This window comes from Alteromonas sp. W12 (genome assembly GCF_001924945.1).
GTDB lineage: Bacteria > Pseudomonadota > Gammaproteobacteria > Enterobacterales > Alteromonadaceae > Alteromonas > Alteromonas macleodii.
In genome coordinates, this window is the sequence record NZ_LQXH01000011.1 from 78,289 (window position 1) to 100,279 (window position 21,991).

Sequence of the window (21,991 nt, forward strand, 5' to 3'; positions counted from 1 at the left end):
ACGAATCTACGATTTTTCCATTAAATAATACCCAACGACTTCTGCAAGGCTTCGGTTTGCAACTCGTAGCGTTTCCAGCGACCTATTGAACGGGTATTTATTGGCTCTCGAACCTGCACTTTACTGGCGGTCGAAACAGGGAGCGTATTGTTTTCAACTTGTAGACATTGCGCTTCCCAAGGCAAGTTACAGAATGCCAATAGATCTTTGACTTCAGCTTGCGGATTCTGAGCAAGTTGCTCGTATGATTGCAGGCGAATAGCATTCGGATATGTATCAGCAAATTTCCTCACCCACTGTTCGAAGCTTTGATAAAGCTGTCCAATCACCTCAAGGTCGTAAGCGTAAGCGTAGTAAGGGCTGTGGATAGAAAACAACTGTCTGAAGTTACCTACGCAGGTATCCATTGGATTACGCAGCAAACAAACAATTTTTGCATTAGGTAGTGCCTGTCGAATTAGGTCGATATAGAAAAAATTGAATGGCAGTTTGTCGACTAAGTGCTTTGCCTCTTGTCGCAAGAAAGCCGTACGCTGAAGATAAAGCTCTCCAATTTTGGCCAAGTCACTCTGATATGCACTTTCAATGGTAGGCGTATCAAGCACTAGTTGGCTGCTAGTTTGGGTTACCTGTTTAACAGCAACGCCAAAGTCTTGTAGCTCTCCTCCAGAGGCAACTAACGAATGATGACTTAAAATACGCTCAACCAGTGTTGTGCCACTGCGCGGCATACCCACTACAAAAATGGGGGCGTCGCTTTGAGAAACATTAGTGGAAAAAGAGTTCGAGCGTACCTGTGGTTGTAAATTAGCATGAAGAGTATTAAATATTGCCTGATAATCTTTCAGCGTATTTTCGCTACGTGCCTTCTGGGGCGCTTTCGCGTGCTGCAGGGATTCAAAAGCACGAGTGTAATCACCTAGTGCTTCGTACTCTTTCGCGAGAGCATGCCCTATATGAAGACGTGCATCGGGGTTTGCCTTTACTTTTTCCACTAAAGGCTTAAGTCGCGCTAAATGATTATTTTCAGGCGAAATGCCGCCGAGATCAGACAAGGCAAAATGCGCCTGAAAGAAATTAGGCTCGCTATCGATGGCTTGTTCAAAATGCTTTCTTGCCAGCTCAAATTTTCCCGCAAACTTGCAGCTAACTGCATAGTTGTAGTGGTATTGCGGATTTGATGGCGCCAAAGCAAGGGCCTTTTCAAAATAGGCGATAGCATCCTCATGTAGGCCTACTCTCGATAATGAAACGCCAACCGTATCTAAGTCGAGAGCACGGCTAAGGCTCTCTACCGGCGCACGAGCCACACAGTCTAGCGCTTGCTGCATGTCGCCTTTTAACGCAAAGCATTTGGCTAGATAGGCAAAGGTAATTGAACGGTTTTCTATTTCGTTAGACTTAGTTAACAAGGCAATCGCCTTTTCTATCTGTCCGATTTCAATATGAATAATGCCAAGTAAAAAATAGGCGTGAGCATGCGGCCCGAATTGTTGAATCACTTCTACACAACAGCGGTGCGCTTGCTGATAATCACGTTGTGATAAAAACCTTACGGCGTCGTCTAAGCGAGTGTTACTTGTATTCATTTTTATCTTTTTTCAAAACCGTTTTAATACGAAAAAGGCGCTTACACGTTAAGCGTAAGCGCCTTTTTATTGTATCGTATAGCGATAACTATACTACATGCCGAATTGATACTTAAACATCAATCCCACAGTACGCGGTGTTAGCACATAATGGCCATAGTTTCGCTGCAACTCGATGCCATTTGGCTCTAGGGTGTCGTTAAACTGACCTAAACCAATATCGCCTACGTTACGACGAGTTGAAGTAAACGCATACTTATCGAATAAGTTATCGATGTATAGGGTAACCGACCAATCTTCATCTGAAATCGTCGCATTCAAATTACTTACCGCATAGCCAGGGAGCGCCTCACCGTCTTGACGAAGGCCAACAGTGGTATACACATCGCTTTGCGCAGTGATACCGTAATTCACATTCAACATTTTATCGTCAAATACTTCTTGGCTGTATGTGATACCGAATGAGAACTGATGCTCTGCTGTTCCCGGTAAACGGTCACCATCTTTACCATCGTAAAAGTCTTGAAGCTCAGTGCCTTGCTCATCGAACACACCAAATAAGAATGGTGCGTCTGCAGTTAACTCTGCCTGTGTATAGGCATACGTTGCATAAGTCGTGATATTGTCGCCAATAATGCCGCGAACCGAGAATTCGGCCCCCTTCGACTCCGCACCTTCAGCATTAACGATAATCGGCTGCTGGCCATTAATGGTAGCACCTGATACCTGAGGGTCTTGCCAGTCAACATAGAATAGCGCCGTATTAAGCTGAAGTTTGTTTCTAAAGAAACTGGTTTTAACGCCTAACTCGTAGTTAGTGGTGGTGTCTGCCTCAAAGAGCTGTTCTTCAGGCGTAGCACAAACAATTTGGTTATTCAGATCATCGACATTATCTGGGCAAGCTCCAACGCTATTCGCGCCACCAATTCTGAAGCCTTCACTGATGGTCAAATAACCCATTGTGCTGTTCGTAAACTGATAGCTAGTGTTGAATTTGAATAACGTGCCGCTATCGTCAGCTTCTGTCTCACCGTAATCTAGTACGATAGAATCAGACGCTCTGCCTTCAAATACAGAGTTATACAGCGGTAAATCTACAGCCGAACGCGAATAGACATCATATTGGTACGCGCGCAAACCTAAGGTAACGTCCCAGTCGCTTGTTAGTTCGTAAGTAAGTTCTCCGAATAATGCTTTTTCAGTAACCTCACTTTCGTCAACTGAGAAGTATTCAAGTGCATCTGGACGATAGTTACCGTCTACACCCCACACGTCAATGGCATAAACATCGAAGTTAGGAGTAAATTCTTTACTGCTGCCTTCACTGTCTAAGTCGTAATAAAAGCCGCCAATGATCCATGATAAAGGCCCACTGGTTTGAGAAACTAAGCGCAGTTCTTGCGTGAACACTTCCCGTTCTTCCACTTCTTCCGTGTAAGCAGAGAACGCTGGAAATTCTTCATAGCTGTAGTCTAAACGAATTAGAAGATCGGTTTGGTCACGTTGGCCGTTAGCATCGAAGTTTGATAGACCGGTTGCAGATACTAATTCTGCAAAGCCCAAGTCGGCACTTATTTCTAAGCTTAATAACTCGTCTTCTTTTTCACGCGGCTCTTCATAGCGATAGGCTGACTCGTACTTGCCGATAACATCGCTTAAAGGATTTTCGTCCGAAAGCGCGTCGTAATGTGTGATAGAGCGACCTTCAACGTCTTGCTTTTGGTAAAAGTAAGTCAATGTGCTGTCAAACCAGTCGTTCGGCGCCCAGCGCACTGCAATACGGCCTGTTAGCGTATCTTCACCATTGGCATCTTCAACTCGACGTAGGTTACTATTCACCTCTTCTTCGTTAGACCAGTCTGGATCTGGCAGTGACACACCGCCCTCTTTTACCACATAGTTGTAGTCAAGAAAGCCAGGGTTGTTGAAATAGTTCAATGACGCACGTACCGCTAGTTCACCATCAATAATAGGTGCGTTAAAGACAATACTGCTTTCTCCGCCTAGTGAGTCGCTCTCGCTAATACTGAACACGTCACCCGTTACTTCCCCAGACATAAACTCTAAATCGACTTTCTTTGGAAGGTAACGAATAGCACCGCCTAAAGTTCCAGCCCCGTAAAGCGTACCCTGTGGGCCAATAAGAACTTCAACGCGATCTACATCTACAAGACGCATATTCAGGAAAAGAGGAATATCACCAAAGTAGGTGGCTACCGTGCCGCCATTTGAACCGGGGCCTGATGAGTTAGTATTTAGACCACGTACGATAATCGGAGAGTCGTTTCGTCCACCTTGATCAGTCACAGTAAGACCAGGCACCCAACGCGCTACTCCGTCAAGATCTTCAATATTCTGTTGGTCTAAAACGTCAGATGTTAGCGCTGAGATATTAATAGGCACTTCTTGTAGCGTGCCGCTTCTGCGCGTTGCGGTTACTTCTACTTTTTCAATTTGTTTTTCGTCTACTGTAACCGTTTGGGCATAAACGCTTGGGCTTGCGCAAGCGGCTAACACGGCGCCGGCTACAGCGGAAATATGGAAAGGAGCACTCTTACTATGCATGTTCTCTCTCTTAAAATGGGCATTACTAAAAATCACTAGCCCGTTCCATAGGAAAAACAGAGTCCTTCTGATTAAGCGTTTCTAGCGTGAATTAGGTAAATATGCGTACCGGCTCGTTCTAGGTAGCTTCTTATTATTTTTGTTTGCTATCCACTAAAAAGGCCTAGAGCCTAAGACTCAGCAGAATACGTGCCGGAATTTGCGCGCATTCTAATATAAAAAACGCCAAAAGCCAGAGCAAAACAGGATATTTATTCATTTAAAGTGCAAATAATCCCACTGCACGTTACAAATTGGGGCGGTCGCACTTTATGAGAACTTATGAAATAAATACTTTTAACTTAAATATCATAACGTTATGCATATATACAAATAGCCATATCAAAGCCGCACGAATTTGGTGCGTAGGAAATCGAATTTATACCCAGAATCAGTGCAGGGTATTGTGGGAAAGGAGAGCTTAGAGGAACACCGTTCGGTGCAAGTGAATTTGAAGCGGAAAACAGATTTGTTCTCGTTGTGAAGCAATGGCCGACACTCGGTCGCGGGCCCTTTAAGCGGGCGCATCAATACATCTGCTAATGTTTAGATTTTCGTGATGTTTGAAAATTTGGAGCGGGAAACGAGATTCGAACTCGCGACCCCGACCTTGGCAAGGTCGTGCTCTACCAACTGAGCTATTCCCGCATAGAGTCGATGCTGTGCATCTTTTGATATCTGATTAGATTCAGATTTAAATTTGGAGCGGGAAACGAGATTCGAACTCGCGACCCCGACCTTGGCAAGGTCGTGCTCTACCAACTGAGCTATTCCCGCAACAAAAGAGGTACTTCGTTTGAAGTGGTGCGCATTTTACAAAAATTTTGGGGTAACGCAACCTTTAATTCTACTTTTTTTGCACCTCAATATTTGAATGCTTAAATCGTAAACACTTTCTCACGATAATAGCGCATTTCTTCAATAGACTCGCGAATATCATCAAGCGCTAGGTGTACGCCTTTCTTTTCGAAACCGTCTAAAATTTCAGGCTTCCAGCGGCGCGTTAGTTCTTTTATTGTACTTACATCAATATTTCTATAGTGGAAGTAAGCTTCAAGCTCGGGCATGTACTTAACCATGAAGCGTCTGTCTTGCCCTATGGTGTTTCCACATAGCGGTGACTTGCCTGCATCTACCCATTGCTCTAAAAAGGCAATAGTTTGCGCTGACGCTTCTTCAACGCTTATTTTACTTTCTCGGCAACGTGCAGTTAATCCACTTTCACCGTGAACTCGTGTACACCACTCGTCCATATTGTTTAACACGTCATCACTTTGATGTACCGCTATTACAGGGCCTTCCGCCAAAATATTCAGCTGTGCGTCGGTAACAATGGTCGCTATTTCCATTACTACACAGGTTTCAGGATCTAACCCTGTCATTTCCATGTCTATCCAAACAAGGTTACTGTCGTGTTTACTCATTACTTTCCTCTTTGCGCTACAGACATGGCAACCATGCCCTACAAACGGTATTATTGACATAGTATACGTGAAACTAGAAAAGAATCGTGGCGAAAAAACCAAAACTTACACAACGACAGAAACGACAAGTTGCAGCAAATAGAAGCAAGCGCTTGCGTGAAAAGCACGCGTCAAAGGGCGCGGCGAACCTTGATGAAAGCACGCTAGAAAGCGGTACGGTAATTGGTCGCTTTGGTAAACACGCCGATGTTGAAGACGCAAACGGCGCAGTATCTCGCTGCCACATTCGCCGCACGGTAGACTCTGTAGTGTGTGGTGACAAGGTGTTTTTCAGTAAAGGGGATGACGCTGAGTCAGGTGTAAGTGGGGTTATTGAAATTGTAAAAGACAGGCACTCTGTCCTGACTCGCCCAGATTATTACGACGGTATTAAACCTATCGCCGCGAATATCGACCGTATTATAGTGGTTAGCGCTATTTTACCCACCCTTTCACTGAATATTATCGACCGTTATCTCGTTGCCTGTGAAGACATAGGCATCACGCCGCTGATTGTCCTTAATAAAGTAGAATTGCTCAGTGAAGAGGAACGCGCAACCGTCACAGAGCAGCTTAAGACGTACGAAAACTTAGGCTACAAAGTGCTTTTCACCAGTTGCAAAACCGGTGAAGGCATTAGCAAACTCAATGAATACCTTAACGATAACATCAGCGTTTTCGTAGGGCAGTCCGGCGTAGGTAAATCGAGCCTTATAAACCAAGTTCTGCCAGACGCCGATGAATTAACCGGCGATATTTCAGATAACTCGGGACTAGGTCAACATACAACGACGGCGGCCAAATTGCTTCACTTGCCAGCCGGCGGTGATTTGATTGATTCCCCAGGAGTACGTGAATTCGGCTTGTGGCACATTCCTACCGAACGTATTACATGGGGCTTTATTGAGTTCAGAGATTATTTGGGCGGCTGCAAATTCAGAGACTGCAAGCACTTAAATGATCCGGGGTGCTTACTAAGAGAAGCTGTAGAAGAAGGAAAAATTAGCGCAGAACGCTTCGACAGCTACCATAGAATTTTAACCACCATGGAAGAGCAGCGCCCTAGTCACAGCCAGCCTCCCGGGGCATAACAACTGCCACTGGGTTTCAACCTCATTGGAGCGCCAAACCCGTTGGAGCGACCGAAGAAGTACACGCACTGCTTACGTGTAATAGCTGTCTCTTAGTCGGCGATTTATTCTTTTGGTGTGAACCACGTGCTTATGCTTTTGTGTAAGCACTCATAACCCTAAAGTTGCTCTTAATACCACGACTTACGATACAATAACGCTATCTATGCAATGCGTTATTGCTTGCATAAAAGAAACGGAGATATTTTGTGTTAGATTGGCTTAAAGTTAATTTACAATACGTTACACCAAAGCACCTGCTTTCACGCCTTGTAGGCAAACTTGCAGAAGCAGAAATGGGTAGTGTTACGACATTTTTCATCAAGGCGTTTATTAAGCAATACAATGTTGATATGTCAGAAGCGCTGCATGAGGAACCAGAGCATTATAGAAGCTTTAATAAGTTCTTCACCCGCCCGCTTAAACCTGAAGCCCGCACCATTGACGAAAACGATGACGTACTTATCCATGCTGTTGACGGTACGGTAAGTCAGTTTGGCGATATCCATAGCGACAGTATTTTTCAGGCGAAAGGCCATGACTTTAGCCTAACTACATTATTAGGTGGCAAGCCTGATGTAGCTGCGCCATTTAAAAATGGTAAGTTTGCTACCATTTACCTTGCCCCTCGTGATTATCACAGAATTCATATGCCTATTGAGGGCACGCTGACTGACATGTTGTATGTGCCGGGAGAACTGTTTTCAGTAAATCCGCTTACAGCACAAAATATTCCGGGGCTGTTTGCGCGTAATGAACGCGTTGTGGCACTGTTCGACACGCCTGTGGGCAAAATGGCGATGGTGCTTGTGGGCGCTACCATAGTGGCAAGCATTGAGACAGTTTGGGCTGGCACGGTTACGCCACCTGCGGGTAAAAACGTTCAGCACTGGTCATATGAAAAAGACAGTGAAGCAGCAGTTTTCCTTGAAAAAGGTGCTGAGCTAGGCCGCTTCAAGCTAGGTTCGACCATTGTGGTGTGTTTCGAAAAAGACATGATTGATTTTGAAGACCTCGCCCCTGGTATGGTTACACGCCTTGGTGAGCCTATGGCGCTTAAATCAACCGCACAGGCTACGGCTAAAGATACGCACGTTAGCGATGAAACAGCCAGTGACGAAAAGAACGAGGCTTCGTCAGAGGGCGCTGACAGCTAATTTATGGATGCTGTTAAAAAAAGCCTGATCTCACTTCATTTCACGGTAATTTTACTTGGTGGTACAGCCCTTTTCTCTCGGCTTGTACCACTTAGCGCCAGTGATATCACTCTTGTTCGTTCAGTATTTGCCTGCATAGCGTTGTTTGCCTTTTTGAAATTGGCGAAGAACAAAATAAAGCTGAATTCAAAAAAAGACTACGGCGTTGCCCTCGGTTTAGGCGTGTTGATGGCACTGCACTGGGTCACCTATTTTGCCGCCATGCAATATGCTGGGGTGTCTGTTGGCATGATTGCCCTTTTTACCTTTCCTGTAATCACGGTACTTATCGAGCCTTTCTTTGAGCGGGTAAGGCTGGTCTGGCAGGATATCGTATCTACCGTTACGGTGGTCGTTGGCGTTTATTTAATAGTGCCAGAGACATCACTGGAAAATGACATTACCCTTGGCGTTCTTATCGGTATTGCTTCCGCCATCTTGTATTCGTTTAGAAACCTTATTCATCGTAAGCACTTTAAGCACTACAGCGGTGCGCAAGCCATGGCGTGGCAGACCTTGGTTATCAGCATTCTAATGTTGCCGGTAGGCAGTGCAGCAATAACCTCAGCGTCTACCAGTTCTTGGCTAATGCTATTGCTTTTAGGTACCGTATTTACTGCGCTTCCTCATGCACTTATTGCTGCGAGCCTACGTCACCTTAGGGCAAAAACGTTTTCGCTCATAGCCTGCATGCAGCCTCTTTATGGCGTTTTCCTTGCTATTATTCTGCTTAACGAAAAACCTGGTTTAAGTGCGTTGTTAGGTGGAATTCTTATTACGTCAGCATCAGTTTATGAAACACTCAACACGCATAAGTTGCATAATGCAAAAGATGATTAAGCCGTGTTGTGATCTTTAAGGAAAAAATGTCTATGCTCATTTTTGCTCACCGAGGTGCCAGTAAAGCCGCCCCAGAAAACACAGTAAAGGCATTTAAACTGGCTTTCGAACAACGTGCCGATGGCATTGAGTTTGATACCTATCAGCACGAAAGCGGCATTATTGTTTTTCACGATAGAACACTTACGCGCAGAGCACGGGAATCCGGCTATTTACTTGACGTACCGTGGCAATCCCTTACAGAAATGGACATTGGGGATGGAGAGCGCATACCGACCCTGACCGAAACACTGAATTGTGTTCCAAAAGACAAGTGGTGCAATATTGAGATAAAACACTTACGCGACGTAGACAGCTGGGTTAAAGACGTTAAAGCGGCGGTACTGCAAAGCGGTATTAATGCTGACAAGCTACTTATCTCTTCATTTAACCATCACTGGCTTCAAGCTATTGCGCTTAAGTGGCCCGAAGTGAAGATCGGCGCCTTATCTGCAAGCTACGAGCTTGACTGTACGGCGAGCGCCCGGGCTCTGAACGCTTATTCCGTAAACATTGCATTAGACGCCGTTGATAAGCAGTTTGTGCAAACGGCGCAGCAAGACGGATTTGACGTATTCGTTTATACCGTAGATGAGCCGAGAGACATGCTTATGCTTAAAGAGTGGGGAGTGACGGGCATATTCACTAACGTGCCCGATGTAGCGCTTAGTGTGTTGTCGCATTAAACCCTACTTTTTCAATGCGAAAAGTCTGTAGAACACGTATCTGATACAGACTCACACTATAAAAAAACGAGCCATAGGCTCGTTTTTTTGGAATACTTTTCTTGAAATGCAGCTTAGTTGACTACTTAAATTCAGTTGAAAGGTGGTCTGAAAACACCGTATTCTTGCAGCACTTACATTGTCTACACAATCGCATATTCACCCAGTGGCCGGCTACAATTAGCGCTGCACCTATCGCGATGGTAAAGGGTTCGTAGTGATGCCCAAAAATATCTTTGTGCCAATAGATAGCGCCACCCGTAAACAGCAGTGCCAGCGGGTAGTATTTGCCATGATAGCGAATTGCACCGCTAACCAAGGCGACCGCACCTACAATTAACGAAAAAGTTAATATCGTTCTTTCAAACCACACTTGTGCAAAAAAGCTAGAACCGATCAGCGGCAGCAGAGGCACCAAAACAGGTAGCGCGAGGCAATGCAACGCACACAAGCTCGACACCCAGATGCCAAGTTTGTCTAGTTTTGTTGGATTCTCGTCAATTGGAGTCATTACCCTAATTACCACCGTGAAAAAATGAATTCGCGAACTATTCGCCAGAGACGTTATATTATAACAGACTCACAGAAATGAGAAACGTTCCCACATTAAATTTTGATCTTAACGAGATGAAAATGAACTAACTACGTATAAAATGGGGCAAAAAAGCTATTCGTTTGGCGCTGTGCCTAAGCGCTCAGCAACGCCTTTTTCTGCGGAGCTGTGCATTAGCCCACTGCTGGGTAAGGCATTTTCTTCAGTCATGCTTACTTTGCTATCCTTCATATCGGCGTTATTAAGTGAAGCCGTTTGATCGCGCTCTTTACCAAACTGCTTGGCCACTTTTGGCGCATGCGAAAAATAGTCGGTTACTGAGGTAAGGGTTAAACCTTCTTTTTCAAGTGAGGGTAAATGAGTTTTCAAGAAATCGACGGTTTCTGGGTGGGGATGACCAATCACAACAACATGACCATTCTTTTTAGCAATACGTTTCATGTGGTTGAACTGCTTAAGTAAGAATGCAGGCTCAAGCTTATGGTCCAGAAACACCTGTCTGCTTGCGCTAGGCACACCTAACCGCTGCGCAATTTCTTCACCTTTTGTGAGTACCGTGGTTCGGCTATCCACAAAAAATAAGCCTTGCCGCTTCACCTCTTTTAAGAGCGCTTCCATTCCTTTTTGCTGCCCCGTGAACGCACTTCCCATATGATTATTCACACCAACCGCGTTCGGCACGCTCTTCATTGCCTTTCGCAAATTGTAAGTAATGGCACCTGCGAACATGTCAGTGGTTAACCCAAGGGGCCCCATGTCCTTTCCACTTTGCGCCTGCATAGGCATATGCAGCATAACAGCCCTGCCTTCTTGCTCAGCGCGGAGCGCAATTTCAGAAGCCAGCGGCGTTTGCGGAAGTATAGAAAAGGTAATTTCTTTAGGAAGAGAAAAAGCAGCGACATCGGACGGCCTGTACCCAAGGTCATCTAATATTATAATTATGTCTGACTTTGCTTTTGCTTGAAGGCTAGTTAGCCCGCATAAAACAAAGATTATACAAGGCATTAGCAGACGCAAAAGCATCTAAGTCACATCCGTTTTTCATCATTATTATTAAGCGCACACTACACAATGCTGTGTTTTTTCTAGAATACCAACAACTGATTCAGTTTCAACTTAGTTTCTGAAAATCTAAAATTAACCTGCCTAGTCTAGCCAAGAGCTTGGATTTAGTGCCTTGCCTTTATGACGAATTTCAAAGTAAAGGTTAGGATATTCCTGACCACCACTTCGGCCCACAAGGGCTATGCGTTCACCTTGCCTGACATCATCGCCAGCTTGCTTGAGTAACGCTTGGTTGTGACCGTAAACACTCATATACCCTTCGCCGTGATCGACAATAGCGACCAGACCAAATCCGCGCAGCCAATCGGCGTACAACACTTTTCCAGGCGCAATGCTGTTTACAGGGTCGCCCTCGGCACCATCTATCACAATGCCTTTCCAAGACACTTGCCCTTGGCGGCGACTACCAAATAAGTTTCGTATTCTGCCTTTTACAGGCGCTGCCAGCTTACCTTTTAATTTGGCAAGTCCATCCATACTCACTTCGGCTTCACGGGCAGCCCGTTCTGCGGCAATCCGGGCCGCTTCAATAGCGTCTTTCAGCGCTTTTTCATCAGCTTGTAGCGACGCAATACGCTGGTTTTCAGAGGCTATGGTTTTGTTTATTTTCTTAAGCGTTGCTTTTCTATCATCCTGACGGGTTATAAGTACTGCTCGCTGACCTTCTTGCTCATCTTTCAAAGCGGCAAGTGACAAGGCTTTTTCGCTAAGCTCTGCGTTAACTTCTTCAAGCCTAGCAACATTTCCCCTAAAGCTCTTAATCTCTTTTTGGCGCGCTTTAGCCAAGTATTGATAATAGGTAATGACACGCTCGAAGGTTCGCGCGTCATCTTGGTAAAACAGCATTTTTGCGTAGTCGTAATGCCCCGCCATAAATGCACTTTTAAGCTGGCTCGATAAAAGTGACTGCTGTTTACGGATAGCCGTTTTAAGCCCTTCTTGTTCTTCTTCGAGCTTCGCTTGTTCTTGCTCAATATTTTTAAGTGACTGTCGGGTGCTGGATAGTGCTTTCGCCACTTTAGCGATTTCGAGTTCAGAGGCCTTCAGCACATTTTCTAATTCCTGTGCACTGGCTCTATTGTTCTCTAATACTTGCTGTCGAGCGCGCAGTTCGGCCTGTAACTCAGCTAATTTTTCTTTTTGACTATTCGCACCGCCTTCTTGTGCAATAGCACTACTTCCAATCGGCATAATTGCAAGGGCAACTATGCACCCAATGATTGAAAGAAATAATCGTACTGACATACGTGCGCCTAGAACCTTAACTTTTTCATTGATGACTTAATGTGTTTCATCGTTGCTGTTAACAACGTTTTCCAGTGTATCTGACGCTCCTCCATATGCCCAGTGCAATTTGTTCGTAATATCAATCATCTAAAGTATTTGGCGCAAACCCGCTATGACTGACATCAATCATACTGAAAGGTAAGCTGGTTTCTCGCCCATTTTTCTATATACTTTGCACTCTTTTCATGGTCTGTAGACAGGGTTAGAGGTAATGGATCAACTAATTGAATTTGCTAGCAACAACTTTATTCTTGCTGGTATTTGGGTCGCGCTGATTGCCATGTTGATATTTAGCTATATCAGTGCATGGACATCTTCAGTAAAAGAATTAAGCACGCACGAAGCAACGGTTTTGATGAATAAAGACGATGCGATAGTGCTAGATACACGCCCTGCGAAAGAGTTTAAAGCTGGCCATATTTTGGGTGCCAGACAAATTAAACCTGAAGAGTTGCGTGAGAAAAACTTCAAGAAACTTGAAAACAGTAAAGACAAACCCATTATCGTAGTATGCGCTATGGGTAATCAGGCTCGTGGTACAGCAAATGCGATGCTTAAAGATGGCTTCGCGAATGTGAGTGTATTAAAAGGCGGAATGAACGCGTGGCAAAGTGCCAGCCTTCCCGTTTCTAAATAACAGGTAACCTTTATGAGCAAAGTAGAACTTTACACCAAGGGCCACTGCCCTTACTGCCACCGTGCAAAAGCATTGCTAACGCAAAAAGGTGTAGAATTTATTGAATACCCAATAGATGTTAAGCCTGAACTGCGCGACGAGATGATTGAACGCGCAAACGGCGGCTGGACTGTTCCGCAAATTTTCATTGACGATCAGCACGTTGGTGGCTGTGACGATATGATGGCTTTGGAAGCACAAAGCAAACTAAATCCAATGTTGGGTTTGGCGTAAAGCGTCAGCGCATACAGCAACGCACTACATTAAATTAAAACGACAATTAAATAGGAAATACCATGGCTGACGAAAATCAGACAAATAACGGCGAAGCAGCGGGCGCACAAGCGCAACAGAGTGCTCAGTTCAATATTCAGCGTATCTACACAAAAGACATTTCTTTTGAGTCTCCAAACGCACCAGCTATTTTCACTAAAGAGTGGAAGCCTGAAATTAAACTAGACATCGACACTAGCACTAACAAGCTAGAAGAAAATGTATTTGAAGTTGTACTTTCAGTTACCGTTACGGCAACGCTTGGTGAAGAAACAGCATTCCTTTGTGAAGTGCAACAAGCAGGTATCTTCGCTATTGGCGAAATGCCAGACCAAAACAAAGCGCACACGCTGGGCTCGTTCTGCCCGAACATGCTTTTCCCATATGCGCGTGAAACCATTTCTAACTTGGTTAACCGTGGAACATTCCCTCCACTTAACCTAGCGCCTGTAAACTTCGACGCTATCTTTGCAGCTTACGTGCAAAAACGTGCACAGCAAGCGCAGGGCGAAGCGCCAAAAATGGACGCCTAATTAGGTGAATATGAAAGGCGTGGACATGAAGTCGCATTCGGTTTCAGAGTCTGTTTCAGTATTAGGGGCGGGGTCTTACGGCACCGCCCTTGCTTTTTGTCTTGCCAGAAATGGCAACCCCACACTGCTTTGGGGCCGTGATGAAAAGCACATTGCCGAAATGGAAGCGAACCGAGAGAATGCTCGTTATCTTCCAGGCGCAACATTTCCAGATGCCCTAGTGGTAAATGCCAACTTAGAAGAAGTAGTTGCTGCCAGCCAAGACATTTTAGTGGTTGTACCTAGCCATGCATTTGCGGCTATGCTTCAAAGCTTAAAGCCATTGCTTAAACCGCACCAACGCATTATTTGGGCGACTAAAGGACTTGAGCCAAAAACGGGCCGTCTGCTTCGCGATGTGGCAGAGGAAATACTGGGTACCGACTATCCCCTAGCCGTGTTATCAGGCCCTACTTTTGCTAAAGAAATGGTAGCAGGCTTACCTACTGCAATTTCGCTGTCTTCCACTGACGATACGCTGAGTGACGAATTTGCAGCAAAGCTGCATTGCGCAAAGTCGTTCAGAGTATACAAAAACTCAGACTTTACTGGCGTTCAGCTTGGTGGTGCGGTTAAAAACGTTATCGCTATAGGCGCGGGCTTAGCCGATGGCCTTGGCTTTGGTGCAAACGCGCGAACGGCGCTGATCACCCGAGGTTTGGCAGAGCTTACCCGTTTGGGCGTGAAGTTAGGAGCCAACCCAGAGACCTTCATGGGCATGGCAGGCCTTGGTGATTTAGTTTTGACTTGCACCGACAATCAATCGCGCAATCGTCGCTTTGGGCTGGCTTTGGGTCAAGGCAAGAGTGTCGATGTTGCTATTGACGAAATCGGACAAGTGGTTGAGGGATATCGCAACACTGAAGAAGTGCACATTTTATCTAAGAAAGTAGGCGTAGAAATGCCTATTTGTGAACAAATTTATGCTGTGCTTTATCATGGGAAATCCCCTAAAGAGGCGGCCTTAGCTCTGCTTGGTCGAGACCTCAAAAAAGAAGCCTAGTTAATACTTGATGGTTTTTGCTTGGTAGCAAAAACCATCAGCCTCTTAACGCCCCACTATTCCTATCTTTTCCAGCTTATCAACCTGAATTTAGCGGCCTTCTCTTACCACGATCACTTTAGTGTTGTCGTGATATCCAGCGTGACTGCGCTTGTGGTGCTTCACTTTTTTCACCTTTTTGTAGGGTGAATCGACAACCACATAACGATTCCCATGCTTGCGATAGTAATGATTATTAGCAACGTAATAACGATGATTGTCGATAACCTCTACCCTATGCGCACCTGGCAAGACGTTAACGTACAGGCCAATTTCAGGAACGCTTATGGCTACGTCAATAATCGGACGAGCAGGTTGCGTAATAATAGTGCCCCTTTCATTCGCCCCTCTATTCGAGTGAGAATGATGACCTGAATGGGCGCTTGCTTGCCCCGCAATCATTAAGCAAACGCCGGTGATAATACTCAGTGTGATACGTTTCATAATGCTTCTCCTAACTCATTCTTGCATGTTCACAGGCTATATTAATGAGTGAAGCTGAACGAAACCTGACTCAGACAGGCTTTATACCAATCCTTACAAAACGCACAAAAAAGCCCTGTTCACAGGGCTTTCGTATTGCTGCTTGAGAAAATCTAAAAAGCTATGACGAAGTGATGTCGGCGCCTGCGCTTTCTCTGTAGGTGGCAATGACAGAAGAGAGTACGGCTTGATAGCTACTGATTACAGATTGCCTAGCCGAGAAAAAGCTACGTTGAGCATTAAGCAAATTCAGAAAGTCAGTGTCACCGGCTTTGTAGCGAATATCCGCAAGACGATAAAGCTGCTGATTGTTCTCGAGCGAGGCTAACGCGTAGCGGTAGTTTTGTTGATTGAATACCAAGTTAGTTTGGCTATTTAACAACGCTTCTATCGCGCTAAGCACCGTCTGCTGATACTGTAAAATCGCCAAATCAACATCCGTTTTTGCCGCCTTCTCTGCAGCTTCTAACCGTCCCCCGTCGAACAGGGTTGCTGCTGAGCTTACTGCTGCGCCTAAGGTCCACCCTTGCGCTAAATCTAAAAGATCACTCACACCAATATCTGCACTTAAGCTCATGCCTGGAAGACCTGCCACTGACGCTTCGTAAAACGCTAAATCAGCCTGCTTAAATTGCGCTATAGCTAACTGAACATCTGGACGCTGCTTCAATACCTCAGCGCTTAATACAGGTGCCACTTCGGGCAGTGAAAAATCGGTTAGCGAAAGGGAAAGCAGCGCTTTTTGTTCAGGCGTATTAAATTGCATAGATTCATTACCTAACAATACCGCTAATGCCCGCTCATTAAGCGTTAAACTATTGCTCAGTCGCAGCACCTCCGACTGAGCACTGATCAAGGTATTGCGCTGCTGGGAAACCTCAATACCTGAGGTATCCCCCTCTTCAAAGCGAATTTGAACTAGGTTTAGCAGCGCTTCGCTAATCTCAACGTTTTGCATCGCAATAGACAGCCGCGACTGCAGTGAAATCTGCTCAAGAAGGGTATTTATAAACAACGCCTGGGTGTCTAACAGCGCATCGGTAAACTGATACTGTGCAGTATCGATACCTAACTGACGACTGCGCTGCTGAGCTTCTCGTGTACCCCATATGTCCGCGTCATAACTCAACCCCAGTCCACCTGAGGTAGAGTGGCTTGAACGGCCACTATCTAGGTCTCTTTCACTGCGTCCAGATGTCCTCGCCGTTATAGTCGGAACGTCACCTGCATTAACTTGTGCTAATAGAAATTGCGCTCGTTTTACCCTCTGCTCGGCTTGATTAAGGGTTAAATTTTGGCTTTCAAGCGTCTTCATAACGGGCGCAAGTTCAGCCACCTCGAACACCTTCCACCATGATGTTGTTATTTGACTAGTCGCGTCCACAGACTTCGCTTTTTGTAGCGCCTGCGTGTCAGTTTCGGGCAACGTTGTAGAAGGTGAATAAGCGCAGCTTGCGGTCAGCGCTATACAAGAGAGCGCGCACAGTAATGAACGAGCGGCAAGAGGCACAGAAAAACGAAAAGAATGCATGGCGTTACTCCTCTGCCAACGCGTCAATGGGATTAAGCTTTGATGCTTTTTGAGCAGGGGCATAACCAAAAATGAGCCCTACAGCGAGAGATGTGACAAAAGCCAAAACGGGCGGCATTAGCGTGTAGGCGACAGGCACACTGAATGAAGCTACGATAAGGACAACAAAATAGCCCAAAAGAATGCCGAATATACCACCCAAGATACACACTACCCATGCCTCGATATTGAACTGGCGCAATATATCGCGAGGTTTTGCGCCTGTGGCGATGCGTAGTCCAATCTCCCTCTTACGCTCAGATACGTTGACCAGCATGATATTCATTACACCGATACCGCCAACAAACAAAGATATGGCAGCAACAGACGCCAAGAGCCAAGTTAACGTGTCTTGCGTTTCCGTGACCGCCTCTACCAGTGACTCTGTGGTACGCACCATCACATCTTCTTGTCCGTGACGTTCTACCAACAGTGCCAGCACATCGTCTTTTACCTGAGTGGCTACTTCGGTACTTTCTGCCTTTATGGTAATGCTGCTTAAGTAGTCCCGACCAAATACCTTCAAACGGCCAGTTGTAACCGGAATGAGCACTTCGTCATCCATATCGTTACCACCTGCACTGGCACCCTTAGAATGAAGTACACCTACGACCTGATAAAAGGCATTTTGCATCAAGATGTACTCGCCTACTGCCCGATATTTATCTTCAAACAGGGTCTCTGCTACCGTATCTCCAATTACCACCACAGGTGCATAATTTGTTACGTCTTCATCGCTGAAAAACACGCCCTGCGCCATTTCCCAGTCTTTAGCATGAAAGTAGTCAGGTGTGGTGCCTGTAATACGTCCTGAAAAATCATTTTCGCTGTATCGGATGGTTGCCCTTGCACTTCTTTCCGGCGCGACATAAGCCACACCCGGAACACTTTTCAATGCAGTGGCATCGGCTAACGTCAGCGATGCAATATCACCGGATGAGCGCATGTTTCGTCCACCTGGCCTAATCGAAATCAGGTTCGTCCCAATGGTTTCAATACGCTCTAGTACCTGCTGTTTACCTCCCTCACCGATGGCCATCATGGTCACCACTGCCGCTACTCCAATAATAATCCCCAAGAGTGTGAGCAAGGTTCTAAACCAATTCATTCTAAGGGCAGTGAACGCCATAGATAGGGCTGAAAAAAGTGAGATACTTGGAAAAGGTTTAATTGCCGGTACTGATTTGGGCTCTTGAGAATGTGCGTGCTGCACTGAAGCCGCATTCTTTTCAACTGATTCACTTGTGCTAGGCGCAGCGGTTTTGGTATCTGTTACAATTTTCCCATCAAGTAAGTGTATTTGCCTGTCGGCATGTTCAGCAACTGCACTATCGTGGGTGATAAGAATAATAGTCACCCCTTCTGCGTGTAGCTCGCGAAGCAATGCCAGTAACTGCTCTCCGCTGGCCGAGTCAAGCGCCCCCGTGGGCTCGTCGGCTAATATTACTTCTGCACCATTAATTAAGGCTCGCGCTACCGAGACACGCTGTTGTTGGCCACCTGAAAGCTCTCCGGGTTTGTGCTCTTTTCTGCTTGAAAGGCCAAGTTTATCGAGCAGCTGTTGCGCTTTTTGAGTGCGATCTTCGCTAGACGTACCGCTGTATATTGCTGGCAGTGCCACATTTTCAGTCGCATTTAGCGACGACAGTAGCTGATAGCGTTGGAAAACAAACCCGAACGTTTTCAAGCGAAGGGCAGAAAGTTGATCGGGATTTAGCGAGGATACTGACTGTCCGTGGATACGGTACACCCCTTCTGAAGGGGTGTCTAAACACCCTAGGATATTCATCAAGGTCGACTTACCCGACCCCGACTGCCCCATAATGGCGACAAATTCACCCTTATCGATTGATAACGAAACGTTATCCAATGCGGTGACTTCAAACCCTTCTGTTTTGTAGCGACGTGATACGCCATTAAGCTGTATTAACGACATATTAGAATCCGTCACGGCGGCGCGGTGGGCCTGATGGCGGCTGCCCACCCGGAACTCTGCGCATGCCCGCGGCCGGCATTGCGGTGCCGTCTGCTAGACCCACAACCACTTCATCACCTTCTGATAGGCCTTCTATAATTTGAATATGGGTTCTATTTTTTATGCCTACTTTTACTGGCGTGCGAACCACCTCATCGCCCTGTTTAAGCATCACGAATTGATTGCGAGCTCGTCCTTTTACTGCCGCTAACGGCACAGAAAGCGCGCCTTTCACCTGCTCTTGCACAAAGAACACTTGGGTAGTCATGGCGTCCATTAACGTGCGATCAGGATTCTCAACATCGATTAGCACTTGGTATAGCACTACGTCGTTGAGTACGGTGGGTGTAGGTAGCACTTGACGAACGGTAGAGTGGTAGAAGGTTTTGTTATCACCCAAGGTAGAGAAATAGACTGGCATGCCGCGTTTTATTTTCTGCACATCGGCTTCAGACACTTCTGCGCGTAGGGTCATTACTGATAAATCGGAAATTTGAAGCAACACGGGGGCGTTTTGATTAGCATTCAAGGTTTGCCCCTCACGCACCGGTAAGGTGGCTACAGTTCCGGATATTGGCGCAAATATCTTTGCAAACCCGAGCTTAGTAATATCCCCTTCCAGCGAGGCTTCGTCGGCTTTAATCTGTGCGATGCTCGCCGTGATCTTGGTATCGATAACTTTAAGGTTTGTATCGCTGCTTACGACTACATCTTGGCTGACTGCATTTTGCTTAAACAAATTTTGATTGCGTTGCGCTCTCACTTCGGCGAGTTCTCGCTCTGCCCGCAGCTGAGCCAGCTGTGCTTTTTTGCTGTCCAGCGCCGCTTGAGAGTTCTGTACTTGTGTTTCAAATACACGGGCATCGATCTCTACCAGCAAATCGCCTTCTTTAACAATATCCCCCTCTTCTACGTGAATATTGTCTACCTGACCTGAAACCTGCGCACCTACCTCTACGTAGCGCTTGGGCTCAAGCTGACCTGTAGACACCAAATTTAATTCGATGTCTCGTATCTTTGCATCTTGAAAGAGATATTCGGTATTTGTCTGAGGTGAGTATAGCCATGCATAAACAGCATAAGCAGGCACAAACACAATAGTTGCAATGAGCAGTACTTTAATGGGTAGAGGGAGTTTCAAAGCATTCGATCCATAAAAAAAACTGAATGCAATATAGCGAATGTAAAGATTCGCCACGAGAGACAATCTTTACATTTACGCTATCTTTACAGACATTTTTAAAGGCTGAATAAGCTTTTGATTTGAATGATTAAAAGAGTTTTTAGCAAAACAGTAAGCGTTGAAGAAAGTACTAACGAGCACCCTCGTAACCAAACTGACGCCAGCTTTCATACACAAATACCGATACTGCATTAGACAAGTTCATACTACGACTGTCTGGCAACATAGGGATGCGAACACGCTGCTCTGGGGGAAGCGATTGAATATAGTCGTCTGGTAAACCTCGGGTTTCCGGTCCGAAAATTAACGCATCGCCTTTTTGATAAGACACATCGCTGTGAAATGCTTTGCCTTTCGTTGTGCAAGCGAATACCCGTTTTGGCTTAGCATCATATAGGTAAGCGTCTAAATTGGCGTGGCGCTTTACGTGAGCAAACTCGTGATAATCTAAACCTGCGCGTCGAACGCGTTTATCGTCCCATTCAAAGCCCAAGGGCTCGATTAAGTGCAACATAAAGCCACTGTTTGCGCATAAGCGGATGATGTTTCCCGTATTTGGCGGGATCTCTGGCTGATAGAGTACGATATCGAGCATGCTTTTTTAAATTACCTTCACAGTTAACAACTCGTTTATTTTATACCGAAACGCCATTCTTCATCACCCTTGCACACACTTTTATTACCAGTGAAATAGAAAGCGCTGCTCTTAAGTACGATCACCAAACTAAATGTTAGCTGCGGCTGCACTTATGTAGACGAGTCTTCTGTCAAAAAGTCGAGAATACGCGCCACAGAGCGCTCGCGAATGTCGTCAGACTCGGTGAATAGCTCATGGTAAGCGCGGGGCACTATTTCAAGTTTTGCATTTGGCATAAGCTGCGCCACGCGGCGTTGACGGTTATTATCAATAATCGCGTCATCGTCTGCACTTAATACAAGCGAGGGCGTTGTAATAGCGCGTGCGCTACTTTCAATTTTGTTCATAGCCTGATGTGCCGCTGCCAACCACTCTGTAGTCACGCCACCAAGCTGAATATCCTGCTCTTCGTCATACAGTTCACGAAATAGGGCATAGCGGGTTTTGCTGTGGGTGAGCTTATTAAGTGAAAAAGGAAACGCGATATACGGGGTTTGACCAAAAAAGTACCCCGCATCTTTCTTTTTCATCCTATTTACCGCAAGGCCTGTGCGAATTAAGCCATTCGCCAACCAATTGGGCAGAGCCGGTTTAATGCCAAACATGGGTGAAGCTAAAACGGCTTTTGAAAACAAATTCGGAAGACGCAGCAACGTGAGTGCACCAATGGCGCCCCCCATCGAATGGCATACCAGCTGTAACGGGCCTTGCTGCAGTGGCTTTACAATAGTTTCTACGAACATAACGAAGTCATCAACGTAGTCGTCAAAATCGGCAACATAACCATGCTGAGGGTCACGGGTCATCCTGTCTGACAAACCTTGGCCTCTGTGATCTAAGATGAATACGGCGAAACCATTTTGATAGAGATCGTAAATGAACTCTTTGTACTTTAAATAAGATTCGATTCGACCAGAGCATATTACAATGGTAGCTCGCGGCGATTCTGGGATACAGTGCGCAAAGCGTACCTTGATATTGTCTTTCCCAGAGAAGTGGCCCTGAGTAACACTGTTTTGCCAAAAGGGATTGATATACGTGGCAAAAGTGCTGGCTAAGTTATTTTCAGACGTGAACGTCCAGTTCATA

20 protein-coding genes and 2 tRNA genes are annotated in these 21,991 nt (G+C 45.7%); 8 read left to right on the top strand and 14 right to left on the bottom strand.

Annotated elements, in window-relative coordinates; genetic code table 11:
- Nucleotides 1–20 precede the first annotated feature (20 nt).
- From AWH61_RS17100 to orn, 5 genes are all read right to left on the bottom strand, one after another.
- Nucleotides 21–1,589 (bottom strand): tetratricopeptide repeat-containing sulfotransferase family protein, encoded by a 1,569-nt coding sequence (locus AWH61_RS17100; protein WP_075177741.1) that lies wholly within the window; start codon nt 1,587–1,589, stop codon nt 21–23.
- 93 nt (nt 1,590–1,682) lie between these two features.
- The gene (locus tag AWH61_RS17105) at nt 1,683–4,154 is read right to left on the bottom strand and encodes a TonB-dependent receptor (RefSeq protein ID WP_075177742.1); all 2,472 of its coding nucleotides are present in this window, start codon (nt 4,152–4,154) and stop codon (nt 1,683–1,685) included.
- Nucleotides 4,155–4,765: 611 nt separating this feature from the next.
- A tRNA-Gly gene (locus AWH61_RS17110) sits at nt 4,766–4,841 on the bottom strand.
- Nucleotides 4,842–4,894: 53 nt separating this feature from the next.
- Nucleotides 4,895–4,970 (bottom strand) — tRNA-Gly (locus AWH61_RS17115).
- A gap of 101 nt (nt 4,971–5,071) precedes the next feature.
- Nucleotides 5,072–5,617, bottom strand: a complete 546-nt coding sequence (gene orn / locus AWH61_RS17120) for an oligoribonuclease (RefSeq protein ID WP_014948078.1) — start codon at nt 5,615–5,617, stop codon at nt 5,072–5,074.
- Nucleotides 5,618–5,703: 86 nt separating this feature from the next.
- On the opposite strand from orn, the gene rsgA reads away from it, so the two are divergent.
- The 4 genes from rsgA (at nt 5,704) to AWH61_RS17140 (ending at nt 9,547) form a co-directional block, all read left to right on the top strand.
- The gene (rsgA, locus tag AWH61_RS17125; protein ID WP_075177743.1) at nt 5,704–6,747 is read left to right on the top strand and encodes a small ribosomal subunit biogenesis GTPase RsgA; all 1,044 of its coding nucleotides are present in this window, start codon (nt 5,704–5,706) and stop codon (nt 6,745–6,747) included.
- A 248-nt stretch (nt 6,748–6,995) separates the two neighbouring features.
- Entirely contained in the window at nt 6,996–7,943 is a 948-nt protein-coding gene (gene asd / locus AWH61_RS17130; RefSeq protein WP_075177744.1) for an archaetidylserine decarboxylase, read from the top strand.
- Between the two features lie 3 nt (nt 7,944–7,946).
- Nucleotides 7,947–8,822, top strand: a complete 876-nt coding sequence (locus AWH61_RS17135) for a DMT family transporter (protein WP_014948075.1) — start codon at nt 7,947–7,949, stop codon at nt 8,820–8,822.
- A gap of 32 nt (nt 8,823–8,854) precedes the next feature.
- Nucleotides 8,855–9,547: a glycerophosphodiester phosphodiesterase gene (locus AWH61_RS17140; RefSeq protein WP_075177745.1), complete on the top strand. Its 693-nt coding sequence runs from the start codon at nt 8,855–8,857 to the stop codon at nt 9,545–9,547.
- Between the two features lie 121 nt (nt 9,548–9,668).
- Here AWH61_RS17140 and AWH61_RS17145 read toward each other — a convergent pair whose 3' ends face one another.
- The 3 genes from AWH61_RS17145 to AWH61_RS17155 form a co-directional block, all read right to left on the bottom strand.
- Nucleotides 9,669–10,097 (bottom strand): MerC domain-containing protein, encoded by a 429-nt coding sequence (locus tag AWH61_RS17145; protein ID WP_014948073.1) that lies wholly within the window; start codon nt 10,095–10,097, stop codon nt 9,669–9,671.
- A 156-nt stretch (nt 10,098–10,253) separates the two neighbouring features.
- Nucleotides 10,254–11,162, bottom strand: a complete 909-nt coding sequence (locus AWH61_RS17150) for a divergent polysaccharide deacetylase family protein (RefSeq protein WP_075177746.1) — start codon at nt 11,160–11,162, stop codon at nt 10,254–10,256.
- A 123-nt stretch (nt 11,163–11,285) separates the two neighbouring features.
- Nucleotides 11,286–12,449 carry a murein hydrolase activator EnvC family protein gene (locus AWH61_RS17155; RefSeq protein ID WP_075177747.1) on the bottom strand — a complete coding sequence of 388 codons (1,164 nt, stop codon included), beginning with the start codon at nt 12,447–12,449 and terminating at the stop codon, nt 11,286–11,288.
- 253 nt (nt 12,450–12,702) lie between these two features.
- On the opposite strand from AWH61_RS17155, the gene AWH61_RS17160 reads away from it, so the two are divergent.
- From AWH61_RS17160 to gpsA, 4 genes are all read left to right on the top strand, one after another.
- Nucleotides 12,703–13,128 (top strand): rhodanese-like domain-containing protein, encoded by a 426-nt coding sequence (locus AWH61_RS17160; RefSeq protein ID WP_014948070.1) that lies wholly within the window; start codon nt 12,703–12,705, stop codon nt 13,126–13,128.
- A gap of 12 nt (nt 13,129–13,140) precedes the next feature.
- Entirely contained in the window at nt 13,141–13,401 is a 261-nt protein-coding gene (gene grxC / locus AWH61_RS17165) for a glutaredoxin 3 (RefSeq protein ID WP_014948069.1), read from the top strand.
- Nucleotides 13,402–13,463: 62 nt separating this feature from the next.
- Entirely contained in the window at nt 13,464–13,973 is a 510-nt protein-coding gene (gene secB / locus AWH61_RS17170) for a protein-export chaperone SecB (RefSeq protein WP_014948068.1), read from the top strand.
- A 10-nt stretch (nt 13,974–13,983) separates the two neighbouring features.
- On the top strand, nt 13,984–15,015 hold the full coding sequence (gene gpsA, locus AWH61_RS17175; protein WP_014975504.1) for an NAD(P)H-dependent glycerol-3-phosphate dehydrogenase: 1,032 nt from the start codon (nt 13,984–13,986) through the stop codon (nt 15,013–15,015).
- A 90-nt stretch (nt 15,016–15,105) separates the two neighbouring features.
- Here the strand turns inward: gpsA and AWH61_RS17180 are convergent, their stop codons facing one another.
- From AWH61_RS17180 to AWH61_RS17205, 6 genes are all read right to left on the bottom strand, one after another.
- A complete protein-coding gene (locus AWH61_RS17180) occupies nt 15,106–15,498 on the bottom strand; it encodes an NAD(FAD)-dependent dehydrogenase (protein WP_075177748.1) in 393 nt (130 codons plus the stop codon).
- A gap of 160 nt (nt 15,499–15,658) precedes the next feature.
- Nucleotides 15,659–17,068, bottom strand: a complete 1,410-nt coding sequence (locus tag AWH61_RS17185; RefSeq protein ID WP_075177749.1) for a TolC family protein — start codon at nt 17,066–17,068, stop codon at nt 15,659–15,661.
- 4 nt (nt 17,069–17,072) lie between these two features.
- Nucleotides 17,073–19,043, bottom strand: a complete 1,971-nt coding sequence (locus tag AWH61_RS17190) for a MacB family efflux pump subunit (RefSeq protein WP_061439253.1) — start codon at nt 19,041–19,043, stop codon at nt 17,073–17,075.
- Between the two features lies 1 nt (nt 19,044).
- The gene (locus tag AWH61_RS17195; RefSeq protein ID WP_249922677.1) at nt 19,045–20,223 is read right to left on the bottom strand and encodes an efflux RND transporter periplasmic adaptor subunit; all 1,179 of its coding nucleotides are present in this window, start codon (nt 20,221–20,223) and stop codon (nt 19,045–19,047) included.
- 172 nt (nt 20,224–20,395) lie between these two features.
- Nucleotides 20,396–20,860 carry a tRNA (uridine(34)/cytosine(34)/5-carboxymethylaminomethyluridine(34)-2'-O)-methyltransferase TrmL gene (gene trmL, locus AWH61_RS17200; protein WP_075177751.1) on the bottom strand — a complete coding sequence of 155 codons (465 nt, stop codon included), beginning with the start codon at nt 20,858–20,860 and terminating at the stop codon, nt 20,396–20,398.
- Nucleotides 20,861–21,012: 152 nt separating this feature from the next.
- Nucleotides 21,013–21,990 (bottom strand): alpha/beta fold hydrolase, encoded by a 978-nt coding sequence (locus AWH61_RS17205; protein WP_039231048.1) that lies wholly within the window; start codon nt 21,988–21,990, stop codon nt 21,013–21,015.
- Between the last annotated feature and the right edge of the window lies 1 nt (nt 21,991).